This window comes from Nostocoides sp. (genome assembly GCF_035343835.1).
In the GTDB taxonomy this organism is placed as follows: domain Bacteria; phylum Actinomycetota; class Actinomycetes; order Actinomycetales; family Dermatophilaceae; genus Nostocoides_A; species Nostocoides_A vanveenii.
In genome coordinates, this window is record NZ_DAOQZV010000100.1 from 1 (window position 1) to 11,059 (window position 11,059).

The 11,059-nt window shown below is 69.1% G+C and carries 12 protein-coding genes; 7 read left to right on the plus strand and 5 right to left on the minus strand.

The features are described from left to right. Positions 1-234: 234 nt before the first annotated feature. Complete coding sequence (locus tag PKH97_RS08770; protein WP_324387028.1) at positions 235-1,170, minus strand: metallophosphoesterase; 936 nt, start codon at positions 1,168-1,170, stop codon at positions 235-237. Between the two features lie 157 nt (positions 1,171-1,327). On the opposite strand from PKH97_RS08770, the gene PKH97_RS08775 reads away from it, so the two are divergent. Beyond that, the gene (locus PKH97_RS08775; RefSeq protein ID WP_324387029.1) at positions 1,328-1,780 is read left to right on the plus strand and encodes a GatB/YqeY domain-containing protein; all 453 of its coding nucleotides are present in this window, start codon (positions 1,328-1,330) and stop codon (positions 1,778-1,780) included. A gap of 126 nt (positions 1,781-1,906) precedes the next feature. On the opposite strand, the gene PKH97_RS08780 is transcribed toward PKH97_RS08775, so the two are convergent. After that, entirely contained in the window at positions 1,907-4,342 is a 2,436-nt protein-coding gene (locus tag PKH97_RS08780) for a transglycosylase domain-containing protein (protein WP_324387030.1), read from the minus strand. Between the two features lie 141 nt (positions 4,343-4,483). Here PKH97_RS08780 and PKH97_RS08785 point away from each other — a divergent pair, with 141 nt between their 5' ends. Then, the gene (locus tag PKH97_RS08785) at positions 4,484-4,795 is read left to right on the plus strand and encodes a WhiB family transcriptional regulator (RefSeq protein ID WP_324387031.1); all 312 of its coding nucleotides are present in this window, start codon (positions 4,484-4,486) and stop codon (positions 4,793-4,795) included. Between the two features lie 86 nt (positions 4,796-4,881). On the opposite strand, the gene PKH97_RS08790 is transcribed toward PKH97_RS08785, so the two are convergent. Beyond that, a complete protein-coding gene (locus PKH97_RS08790; protein ID WP_324387032.1) occupies positions 4,882-6,033 on the minus strand; it encodes an ArsA family ATPase in 1,152 nt (383 codons plus the stop codon). Then, positions 6,033-7,052 (minus strand): ArsA-related P-loop ATPase, encoded by a 1,020-nt coding sequence (locus PKH97_RS08795; protein ID WP_324387033.1) that lies wholly within the window; start codon positions 7,050-7,052, stop codon positions 6,033-6,035. Before PKH97_RS08795 ends, PKH97_RS08790 begins: the two co-directional genes overlap by 1 nt. A 154-nt stretch (positions 7,053-7,206) precedes the next feature. Between PKH97_RS08795 and PKH97_RS08800 the strand changes: the two genes are divergently transcribed. The 4 genes from PKH97_RS08800 (at position 7,207) to PKH97_RS08815 (ending at position 9,567) form a co-directional block, all read left to right on the plus strand. Next, positions 7,207-7,362 carry a DUF4177 domain-containing protein gene (locus PKH97_RS08800; protein WP_324387034.1) on the plus strand — a complete coding sequence of 52 codons (156 nt, stop codon included), beginning with the start codon at positions 7,207-7,209 and terminating at the stop codon, positions 7,360-7,362. Between the two features lie 10 nt (positions 7,363-7,372). Continuing rightward, complete coding sequence (locus PKH97_RS08805; RefSeq protein WP_324387035.1) at positions 7,373-7,843, plus strand: RidA family protein; 471 nt, start codon at positions 7,373-7,375, stop codon at positions 7,841-7,843. Between the two features lie 57 nt (positions 7,844-7,900). Next, positions 7,901-8,794 carry an NUDIX hydrolase gene (locus tag PKH97_RS08810; RefSeq protein WP_324387036.1) on the plus strand — a complete coding sequence of 298 codons (894 nt, stop codon included), beginning with the start codon at positions 7,901-7,903 and terminating at the stop codon, positions 8,792-8,794. 65 nt (positions 8,795-8,859) lie between these two features. Next, positions 8,860-9,567, plus strand: coding sequence for an MBL fold metallo-hydrolase (locus PKH97_RS08815; protein WP_324387039.1), 708 nt, complete (start codon positions 8,860-8,862; stop codon positions 9,565-9,567). 18 nt (positions 9,568-9,585) lie between these two features. Here the strand turns inward: PKH97_RS08815 and PKH97_RS08820 are convergent, their stop codons facing one another. After that, the gene (locus tag PKH97_RS08820) at positions 9,586-10,266 is read right to left on the minus strand and encodes a Crp/Fnr family transcriptional regulator (RefSeq protein ID WP_324387037.1); all 681 of its coding nucleotides are present in this window, start codon (positions 10,264-10,266) and stop codon (positions 9,586-9,588) included. A 188-nt stretch (positions 10,267-10,454) separates the two neighbouring features. Between PKH97_RS08820 and nth the strand changes: the two genes are divergently transcribed. Then, positions 10,455-11,059 (plus strand): endonuclease III (gene nth / locus PKH97_RS08825; RefSeq protein WP_324387038.1); only part of this gene is annotated, 605 nt, incomplete at its 3' end.

The window sequence follows — 11,059 nt, forward strand, 5'->3', positions numbered from 1 at the left end:
CCTCTTCGTCCCGAACGAAGCGCGCTACCAAGCTGCGCCACACCCCGTGGCTGGTCCGTGTCTGGCACGGAGCGTCGCCACCGGAGACGGACGGCGACGACACAGGATAACCCAGGGCGCGGCGCCGCTCGAAATCCATTCCCAGGCCTGGACAAGGGGCCTGCTCCAGTCTCTGGGGACCCCCGGGATGTCGCGCAGAAGGTGCGGCCGAGCGCACCTTGGCACAACATCGAGTCAAGCGCGCGGGACCATCGTCAACAGGCTGGCTTCTGGGCGGCAAGCGAAGCGCACTGGCGCGAAGGGCGAGGTGCCCAGGCCGGCCGAGACATGCATCCACGGTGCATCCGCCGGCGCCTCCCGGGACGGTACGCCGTTCGCCCCCTCCCACCAGCGCGAGACGCCTTTCGCCCGGTGCCGGTCGAGGTCGCAGTTGGTCACCAGCGCGCCGAAGCCGGGCACGCAGAGCTGTCCGCCGTGCGTATGGCCGGCGATGATCGCGTCCACGCCGTCGCGCGCCATCGCATCGAGCACCCGGGTGTAGGGGGCGTGGAGCACCCCGAGGAAGAGGTTGGTGTCGCTGGCGCGGGGGCCGGCCACCGCGGCATACGTGTCGCGGTCGAGGTGTGGGTCGTCGACGCCGACGAACTCGACGTCGAGGCCCTTGACGTGCAGCCCCCCGCGCGCATTGTTGAGATTGAGCCACCCGGCGTCACGCTCGAAGGAATCGATCAACTCACCGACCGGAAGCAGAGCCCGGTCGACCACCGGCGTGCGCGAGTCGGGCAGCAGGTAGCGAGCGGGGTTCTTGGCGGTGGGCGCGAGGTAGTCGTTCGACCCAAGCGCAAACACCCCGGGTATGCCGTAGAGCGGCTCGAGCGCGCGCACTGCCGCGGGGACGGCCTCCATATGACCGAGGTTGTCGCCGGTGTTGACGACGAGGTCGGGCTTAAGGTCGGCCAGCCGGCGTACCCATTCGATCTTGCGGGTCTGCCGCGGCACTAGGTGCATATCGCTCATGGTGACCACGCGGATCGGGTCGGCACCCGTCGGCAGGATCGGCAGGGTGAACCGCCGCAGCGTGAAGGCATTGCGCTCGATCAGCGAGGCGTACCCCAGACCGGCGAGGCCTGTGGCGGTCAGGGCGCCGGCAGCGCGAAGCAGCGGATGCATCGTTCCATTGTCCCAGTAACCGGGGCGGCCGTCGCTAGGTCGTCTTCGGTGCCGGGGTTCGCGCGGGAAAACATACTCTGAGGAAGTTTCCCTTGCGAACGAGCAGGTTCCGGCATCGGGCGGAAAAGCTCTTGCCTGGCCCTGCGAGGATGGGCGTATGAGCGTGTCCAAGGCCAGCCTGCAGTCCGACCTCACCGAGGCCATCCGCGCGCGCGATCAGGTGCGGGCGGGGACGCTGCGGATGGTGCTGACGGCCATCACCACCGAAGAAACCTCAGGCGCCCACCACGAGGTCAGCGACGACGACGTGCTCAAGGTGCTGGCGCGCGAGGCGAAGAAGCGGCGGGAGGCGGCGGCGGCATACGAGCACGCGGACCGGCCGGAGCTTGCGTCGACGGAGAATGCCGAGTTGGCGATCCTGGAGGGCTACCTGCCCGCGCAACTGGACGACGCGGCCGTCGCCGAGATCATCGGTGAGGCCATCGCGGAGACCGGTGCGAGCGGCATGGCCCAGATGGGCCCGGTCATGAAGGCGGTCCAGGCCAAGGTCGCCGGCCGGGCGGACGGGAAGGCCGTCGCGGCGGCGGTGCGAGAGGCGCTCACCCGCTGACCCGCTCGACGATCACGGGCCCCGCACCGGGAAAGCCGGCCCTTCGATGACCCTGAATCGGCCTGTCGACGGGGCTGAAGCGGCCTCTCGACGCAGAGCGTGGGGAGCCCAGAGGCGGGGGTGGGGTCAGGGCTTCTGGGAGGTGAGCGTGTTGCCCGGTGGTTTGGTGGCGGTATTGGCTGGCTTGGTCGCGGTGTTGGCCGGCGTCGTCGCGGTGTTGGGCGGCGGCTTCTGGGTCACCGGGGGCGGGACATAGCCGGTCGAGGTCAGCAAGGTGATCGTGGTCCCCCTCGCCGCGCTGCCAGTCGGCGCGGTTGCACCCACGAGGCCGGCCGGCACGGTGGACTGAACCGTTCCCCCGACGACCGCACTGAAGCCGGCTGCCTGCAGGATCGCCGTGGCGTCCCCGACGGAGCGGCCCACGACATACGGGACGCTGACCAGGTCGCCGTTGAGGATCTTGTAGCTCGGTGCGGGGAAGTTCTGGTAGGGCATGCCTTGGGTGATCTGCCCCATGATCTGGCCCCACAGGGGCGCAGCGATGGTGCCGCCGAAGATATGTCCGTAGCACCGACCTCCGACACAGGCGCCGGCACCGTCCATCTCGTGGGCGGTGATGGGGGTGCCCACATAAACGGCCGTGGCGAGTTGGGGGGTGTAGCCGACGAACCAGGACTGCTGGTGGCCTTCGTGGGTGCCGGTCTTGCCCGCAGCCGGGCGGCCGATGGCAGCGGCGGTCCCCGTGCCCGTCGCGATGACGCCCTTCAATAGTTCGTCCGCGCCGGCCACGATGTCAGGCTGGAGCACCTGCTTGCACTTCGGGGCGGGCAACTTGAGGAATTTCCCGTCGGCCGTCTTGATGGATTCGATGGGCGTGGTCGGGCACCACTTGCCGTCGGCCGCCAATGTCGCGTAGACGTTCGCCAGCGTCAACGGCGCCACCGATGCGGACCCGAGAGTCAGGTTCGAGGGAGTCGGGTAGACCTCCTTGCCATTCCCATCGACGGCGCCGAGGCGGTTCCACATGTCGCGGACCTTGCAGCCGCCGAGCGAGATCATCGTCGCCGCGAAGGCCGAGTTGATCGACTGGGCCGTCGCATAGCGGAACGTCTCCGTCGGCCCCTTGGTCTGGAAGTCGTTGCTGACGTACCAGGTGTCGGGGCTGCCGCAACCGTCCTTGTAGACAGTGGGCGGGAAGGCGTGTGCATTGCGCAGGCCGATGCCGGCGGCAGGTGCCGGGACGGTGCCGTTGACGGGGATGCCCGATTCCAGCCCTGTCAACAAGGTGAAGACTTTGGCGGTCGAGCCGATCGGGAAGCCGAGCGTGCCGCCATAGGCGATGGGGACGACCCAGGACTGCGTGGTCTTGGCCACCGACGACTTTTTGTCCTTGGTCAGGCCGTATTCGGAGGTCTGCACCATCGCGAGCACCTTGCCGGTGCCCGGTTCGACAACAGCGGCGGCCGCGCCGATGCCGGAAGGATCGCCGGCGGGCACGCGGCTGCGCAGGTCGACGAGGATCTGCTGTTGCCAGTCGCTCTTGATCGTCGTCTTGATGGTCAGTCCACCGCGGTTGATCGCCAGGGTGCGCTCGTCCTCATTCTTGCCGAGCACCTTCAAGGTCTTGAGGTAGGCGATGACGTAGTTGCAGAAGTAGGGCTGCGAACTGCGATCGCACGTGCCGCCCTCGGAATCGCGGATGCGCAGCAGGCTCTTGATCGACGGCTTTTTGGCCGCGGCACTCTCGGCCGCGCTGATGATGCCAAGTTGCGCCATCCGGTCGAGCACCACATCGCGCCGCTTTTGCGCGGCCTCGGGGTAGTTGTGCGGGTCGCTATTGCTCGGGCTCTGCACGACACCGGCCAGCGTCGCTGATTGGGTCAGATTGAGCTGGCTCGCGTGCACATCGAAGTAGTGCAGCGCGGCGGCCTCGATGCCATAGGCCTGGTCGCCGTAGTAGGCCAGGTTGAGATAACCCTGCAGGATCTGTCTCTTGGTCATCTCCTTCTCGACCTGCATGGCCAGGGCCATCTCGCGCAGCTTGCGCCCATAGTTGACGTCGATGGCGTCCAGCGCGGCCTGCTCGTCGCCCTTCTTCAAGGCCTCGTATTGCAGCGTCATCTTCACGAACTGCTGGGTCAGCGACGACCCACCCTGGGTGGAGTTGCCGGCCGCATTGTTGAAGAAGGCCCGCGCCGTGCCGCGGATGTCGAGCGCCCCGTGGTCGAAGAACCGGCTGTCCTCGATCGCCACCTGCGCCTGCTGCATGATCGGGGCGACCTTGGAGAGCTTGACGATGATGCGGTTCTGGTCATACGGCGTGGCGATGACCTTGTTGTCCGCGTCGAGGATCTTCGACTGCTGCGCGAGCGCCGTGGTCGTCCAAGTCTTGTCGATATTGTCGAAGGCGTTGATGGACTTGTTGCTCAGCGAGCCGGCCGCGCCGACCGCAGGCATCAGCAGCCCGGCCGCCAACACACCCATGGCGACGCTGACGGCGACGAATGCCGCGAGCAAGGACATCAGGTGCGGCATCGACGCACGGTCCGGACGAACAGCCATGGTGGCAGGGTAAATGACGAGTCTGACGACGGCCGCGCACCGGGTCGGCACGTCACACCAAAACTGATGCCGATCGGGAGGTATCACAGCCCCCCGGCCCCGCTCTCACCTCTGACAGAACTTCATCTGAAGGAGGCGGGGATGGCCGGACGAGGCGCAGCGGACGACGCCGAGGACCGAGCGCACTGGGCGCGACGATCCGCGTGCGCGAATGAGGACATCGACCGACTCTTCGTGCGCGGCAAGGCGCAGAACGAGGCCAAGAAGGTATGCCGCACCTGCCCGGTCGCGCTTCAATGCCTCGCCGAGGCGCTCGACAATCACGTCGAATTCGGCGTATGGGGTGGCCTCACCGAGCGCGAACGTCGCGCCTTGCTGCGCCGTCGCCCCGACGTGACGTCGTGGCACGACCTGCTGCTCGGCATCGCCCGCGGGGGGACCCGGGCCGGTTAGGTCGCGCCTGATCCGCCCTGGCGGGTTCCCCCTCCGCCCGTCAGGGTCAGGGCGCCATGACTTCAGGTCAGCCTGCGAGAGCGCGATCAGCCCGCCAGCGTGGCGCCGACCTCGCGCAGACCCTCGAGGTCGTGGATGTCGCGGGCCGCTGCCGGGACCTGGGTGACGGCGATCCCCGGGTTCCCGGATCGGAAGCGTCCGATCTGCGCTTGATGGCGCTCGGCCATGGTGGCCAGATCGGCATGCAGGCGCAGCAGGTCGGCGCTGGCCGAGGATCTCGGTGTTGCCTCGTCCAGGGCGGCCGCCGCGTCCTCGGCGCGGCTACGGCTGAGGTTGCCGGCGAGGGTCTGGACGCGATTGACGACGACGCCGGCCAGCGGCATCCGTTCTTGGCCGAGGCGTTCGACGAAGAAGCTCGCCTCGCGCAGCGCGTCGCGATCGGGTGAGGCGACCACGACGAAGGCGGTCTCGGCGTCTTGGAGCAGGGCATACGTGGCGTCGGCGCGCTCGCGGAAGCCACCGAACATCGTGTCGAGGGCGGCGACGAAGGTCTGGACATCCCGCAGCAAATCGCCGCCGAGGACCTTCGTCATCACGCCGACCGCGACCGTCACGGTTGCGCCGACAGCCTTGAAATAGGCCTTGCCGCCGGCCTTCGCGGGAGCGACGAGGATGCGGATGAAGCGACCATCGAGGAAGGAGCCGAGGCGCTTGGGGGCGTCGAGGAAATCCAGGGCCGAGCGCGAGGGCGGGGTGTCGACGACGATGAGGTCCCAGCGGTCCTCGCGCCGGGCCTGCTCGCGCAGTTGGCCGAGCTTCTCCATCGCCATGTACTCCTGGGTGCCGGCGAAGGAGGAGGAGACCGCGATATAGAACGGGTTGGCGAGAATCTGAGCAGCCTTCTCGGGGGTGGCGTGCTGCTCCACGACCTCATCGAAGGTCCGCTTCATATCCAGCATCATCGCGTCGAGCGAGCCGCCGGAGGCGGTGTCGATCCCGGTGACCGGGCGGGGGGTGTTGTCGAGGGCGGTCAGACCGAGCGACTGGGCCAGCCGCAGCGCGGGGTCGATCGTCAGCACGACGACGCGGCGGCCCTGCTCGGCCGCGCGCACGCCCAGAGCGGCGGCGGTGGTGGTCTTGCCCACCCCGCCCGATCCGCAACAGACGACGATCCGGGTCTGCGGATCGGCGATCAGGTCATCAAGGCGCAGCGAGGGTGAACCGGTAGGGCGGGCCATCACACCATTCCTTGAGCATGGAGTTCGTCGGCGAGCACGGTGATGCCGCCCGATTGCAGACCGTCGGCGAGAGCGGTCAGGTAGAAAACGGCGCGGCCCTGGGCCTGGATGCGCTGGTCCTGCTCTCCTTGGAGATCGAGGCGTTCGAGGTGTTCGGCGGCTTCGGCGAGGAGGGTGTCGGCCGTGGTCTTGGGTTGCGCCACGCCCGCGTGGGCAAGGTCGTCGGCGATGGCCGCACGGAGCTGCGGGGACGCGCCGCCCGCGAGGTCGTCGAGATCTGCGTCGGACAGGATCGGGTCGCGGACCTGGTTGACGACGATGCCGCCGAGGGGCATCCGCTTGACCGTGAGCTCGGCCAGGGCGTCGATGCACTCCTGCACCGGCATCTCCTCCAGCAGGGTGACGACGTGCACGGCCGTGATCCGGCTCTGCAGAAGCGCGGTGATCGAATCGGCCTGGCCCCGGATCGGGCCGACCTTGGCAATCTCGGCGACCTCCTCGTTGACGCCCAGGAAGCGGCCGATGCGGCCGGTCGGCGGGGCATCGAGGACGACCGCGTCATAGACAGGGGCAGCCGAGCGGCCGCGGCCGGTGCGCCTGCCGACGGCCTCGTAGACCTTGCCGATCAGCAGGACGTCGCGCAGCCCGGGAGCGATGGTGGTGGCGAAGTCGACGGCGCCGAGCTTTTCCAGCAGGCTGCCGGCGCGCCCGAGCTTGTAGAACTTGTGGAGGTACTCCAGCAGGGCCGCCTTGGGCTCGACGGCCAATCCCCACAGGCTGCCCCCGGACGGGTCATTGAAGATCAGCGTCTCGGCGTGCGCCAGGGGGGCAATGTCGAAGATCTGGCTGATGCCTTGACGGTCCTCTACTTCGGCGAGCAGCACCTTCTTGCCCTGGCGGGCGATCGCGATGGCGAGGGCGGCGGCGACCGTCGTCTTGCCGGTCCCGCCCTTGCCGGTGACGATGTGCAGGCGCACGCCGGCCGTTGCCGGGTGCGTGGGCGTGGAACGGGGGGTCACCGGATCACCCTAGGCACCTTCGACGCCGCCGAGTAGCGCGGGCGTCGGCCGGTCGCCGTCGTGAGTGGGTGGCACCCTGGCCGGTGCACGGGTGTGTGACGAGCCTCACCCACGGCCGGGCACCCGCAGCACCGTCGGGGATAGAGTCGCCGCCATGACCCGATGGGAATATGCGACGGTCCCGCTGATCGTCCACGCCACCAAGCAGATCCTCGACCAGTGGGGCGCCGACGGGTGGGAACTCGTCCAGGTCGTCACGGGTCCGGATGGCAACGGCCTGGTTGCCTACCTCAAGCGTCCCAAGGACTAAAAGGAGAGCCATGTCCGCTGTCGAAGACCGCCTGGCCGAACTGGGCCTGAGCGTCCCCGAGGTCGTCCCACCCGTCGCCGCCTATGTGCCGGCCGTGCGCCAGGGGAATCTGGTGTTCACCTCCGGCCAACTGCCGATGGCCGGTGGCTCGATGGCGGCGACCGGCAAAGTCGGCGAGGGTGCCGGCTTGGTCGCCCCCGACGTTGCCAAGGAACTTGCCCAGGCGTGTGCGCTAAATGCGATCGCCGCCGTCAAGGCGCTGATCGGCGACCTCGATCAGGTGACCCGGGTGGTCAAGGTGGTCGGCTTCGTGGCTAGCCACCCCGACTTCACCGGTCAGCCGGGTGTCGTCAACGGCGCGAGCGAGTTGCTCGGCAAGGCCTTCGGCGAGGCCGGCGTGCACGCGCGCTCGGCCGTCGGCGTGGCTGCCTTGCCGCTGGACGCGCCCGTCGAGGTCGAAATCATCGTCGCGCTCGACTGACGACCGCCCCTGGCGGTCAGTCGCGCGCGGCGTCCTCCCCACGACATCTCCCGAACCATGAGCCCTCGTGACTTCGTGATGCCCGCCTCGCGCGGGCTCGCCGACCGCTGCTCGGCCTGGGTGGCCGACCCCGGAGTCTCGCCACCCACCAAGCCCGCCGCGACCGTAATCCTCGTGCGCGACGGAGTCGACGGTGTCGAGGTCTTTGTGCAGCGGCGGGTCTCGACCATGGCCTTCGCGCCGCGCATGACGGTCTTCCCCGGCGGCAGCGTCGACGCGACGGACTACCAGCCGCTGCCCTGGGCCGGGCCGAGCCACACGGAGTGGGCGTCGGTCCTCGCGCCGGCGAACGGTGGTGAGTTGGACCAGGCCGGCGATCGCCACGAGGGCGATCCAGCCAGTGACGAGGCCGAGGTGAGCGCATTCGCGACCGCCGCAGCTGTGGTGACAGCAGCTATCCGCGAGCTCTTCGAGGAGGCGGGTGTGCTGCTCGCGGGGGCGGGCGAGCATACGGCAATCGAGGCGACGAACACCGCCGACCTGGTGCGCGCCCGCGGGCAGTTGCTCACCCGGGAACGGTCGCTCGCGCAGGTGCTGACCGAGAACGAGTTGGTCGCTCGCACCGATCTGCTCGGCTTTCACGCGCACTGGATCACCCCCGAGGTCGAACCGCGTCGATACGACACCTACTTCTTCAGCGCCCTGGTGCCGCCCGGTCAGGCGGCAGACGCCGAGACCACAGAAGCCGAGATCGCCGACTGGGTGCTCGCTTGCGACATCCTGCAGGAGGGCACCGACAGCCTCATGCCGCCGACCCGGGTCTGCCTCGAAGCCATCGCGGCCGCACCGTCGGCCGCCGCCTTCGTCGCCGCCCGGCAGCCGGTGCCCACGGTGATGCCGGTGCCCGTGCTCACCGACCGGGGCTGGGCGATGCGGGCGGACCTGCCGTGACGCCCTGGGCCGGGGGCGAGATCACCCCCCACGCCACGTGTGTGCTCGCGCCGAACCCGGGCCCGATGACGCTCGACGGCACTAATACGTGGATCGTGATGGCGCCCGGGAGCACAGCGGCCCTGGTCATCGACCCCGGCCCGGACGATGAAAGCCACCTCCAGTCCGTATGCCGTGTGGTCGCCGACCGCGGGGCCCGCGTGACGACCACGATCCTCACCCACGCCCACCTCGACCACAGCGCCGGCGCGCCACGCTTCGCCGAACTCACAGGGTCGGTCGTGCGCCCCATTGGGCGCGGACACGCCGACCTGGCCGATGGATCGGTGGTGCGGGCCGCGGGGGTGGAGTTACGCGTGGTGGCGACGCCCGGGCATACGGCCGATTCGCTGTCCTTCGTCCTCGACGCCGACCACGCGCTGCTGACGGGGGACACCGTCCTGGGGCGCGGCACGACGGTGGTCGCCCACCCGGACGGCGAACTCGCGGCCTATCTCGACAGCCTGGAACGGCTGCAGGCGCTCACCGGCGCCGGCGTCGCGACCATCTTGCCCGGTCACGGCCCGGTGGTCCCGGATGCCTCGGCTCTGGTCGCGTACTACCGGGCGCATCGCGCGGAGCGACTGGAGCAGGTCCGCCAGGCCCTCGCCGATGGGGCCGACGGTGTCGACGGTGTCCTGGAACGCGTCTATGCCGATGTGCCCCGCGACGTATGGCCGGCCGCCCGCCTCTCGATCGCGGCGCAACTGGCCTATCTGGCGGAGCGGCAGTGACGCCTGGAGCGTCTGCGGTCAGGCGCCGGCGCGCTTGTGCAGGCGCTCGAGGTTCATCAGCAGCACGGCGCGCGCTTCGAGCTTGATCCAGCCGCGGGTCGCGAAGTCGGCGAGGGCCTTGTTCACGGTCTCGCGGGAGGCGCCGACCAGTTGGGCCAACTCCTCCTGAGTCAGGTCGTGCCCGACGAGGATGCCGTCCTCGACGGGACGGCCGAAGCGCTGCGAGAGCTCCAGCAGGGCCTTGGCGACGCGGCCGGGGACATCGGTGAAGACCAGGTCGGCGAGGGATTCGTTGGTGCGCCGCAGCCGGCGGGCCAAGGCGGCGAGCAGAGTGAAGGACACCTGCGGGCGGGCGACCAGGTAGGTGTGCAGCGCCTCGGTGGTCAGCCCGACGAGTTGGGTCTCGGCCACGGCCGTCGCGGTCGCGGTGCGCGGGCCGGGATCGAACAGGCTCAGCTCACCGAACATCTCGCCCGGGCCCAGGATCGCCAGGAGGTTCTCGCGACCATCGGAGCTGGTGCGACCGAGCTTGACCTTGCCCTCGGTGATCACATAGAGCCGATCACCGGGGTCGCCCTCGTGGAAGAGGATGTCGCTGCGCTCCATATGGAGCGGCGTCATCGAGGAGAGCAGGTCACTCGTCGCCTGCTCATCAAGCCCGGCGAACAGGGGCGAACGGCGCAATACGTCGAGGTCCACGGGCCGCATTCTGCCATGGGCGTAGCGCACAGTAGCCCGAGCGACGGTGGAGCCTGCGGTCTGCGTGGGCTTGTCGGTGGCCCCGGCTAGATTGGCAGCGCGCGGACGGGCTGCCGGCCGGCAGCCGCGCCGAGAGTCGGTGTGCGCCTTTCGAGACGGCCGCAGACCGGGAAAGGAGCGATGGCACGGTGGTCGATGACGCCTTGAGCCGGGTCCGCCGCGCTCGCAAGATCTACCGCGACCTCGCCGCGTTCTATCCGTATGCACATTGCGAACTCGATTTCGCGACGCCCCTCCAACTCCTCGTCGCCACGATCCTGTCCGCCCAGACGACGGATGTCGGGGTCAACAAGGTCACGCCCGACCTCTTCGCGCGCTACCCCGACGCTGCGGCGCTGGCCGGCGCCGATCGCGAGCAGCTCGAAGCGCTCATCAAACCGACCGGCTTCTTCCGGGCCAAGGCCGATTCCCTGATCAAACTCGGTGACGCGCTCGTGGAGAACTTCGGCGGCGAGGTCCCGCGCCGGATGGCGCAGCTGGTGACGCTGCCCGGAGTCGGCCGCAAGACCGCGAATGTCGTGCTGGGCAACGCCTTCGGCGTGCCGGGCATCACGGTCGACACCCACTTCGGCCGGTTGGTGCGGCGGTGGCACTGGACCGAGGAGGAGGACCCGGTCAAGGTCGAGGCCGCGGTCGGTGCCCTCATCCCCAAGCGCGACTGGACGATGCTCTCGCACGTCGTGATCTTCCACGGCCGGCGCATCTGCCATGCCAAACGGCCCGCTTGCGGGGC

Excerpts from the sequence above, each read along its gene's own strand:
- PKH97_RS08770 (WP_324387028.1), bottom strand. The coding sequence starts at position 1,170 with ATGCATCCGCTGCTTCGCGCTGCCGGCGCCCTGACCGCCACAGGCCTC.
- PKH97_RS08775 (WP_324387029.1), top strand. The coding sequence starts at position 1,328 with ATGAGCGTGTCCAAGGCCAGCCTGCAGTCCGACCTCACCGAGGCCATC.
- PKH97_RS08780 (WP_324387030.1), bottom strand. The coding sequence starts at position 4,342 with ATGGCTGTTCGTCCGGACCGTGCGTCGATGCCGCACCTGATGTCCTTG.
- PKH97_RS08785 (WP_324387031.1), top strand. The coding sequence starts at position 4,484 with ATGGCCGGACGAGGCGCAGCGGACGACGCCGAGGACCGAGCGCACTGG.
- PKH97_RS08790 (WP_324387032.1), bottom strand. The coding sequence starts at position 6,033 with ATGGCCCGCCCTACCGGTTCACCCTCGCTGCGCCTTGATGACCTGATC.
- PKH97_RS08800 (WP_324387034.1), top strand. The coding sequence starts at position 7,207 with ATGACCCGATGGGAATATGCGACGGTCCCGCTGATCGTCCACGCCACC.
- PKH97_RS08805 (WP_324387035.1), top strand. The coding sequence starts at position 7,373 with ATGTCCGCTGTCGAAGACCGCCTGGCCGAACTGGGCCTGAGCGTCCCC.
- PKH97_RS08810 (WP_324387036.1), top strand. The coding sequence starts at position 7,901 with ATGAGCCCTCGTGACTTCGTGATGCCCGCCTCGCGCGGGCTCGCCGAC.
- PKH97_RS08815 (WP_324387039.1), top strand. The coding sequence starts at position 8,860 with ATGACGCTCGACGGCACTAATACGTGGATCGTGATGGCGCCCGGGAGC.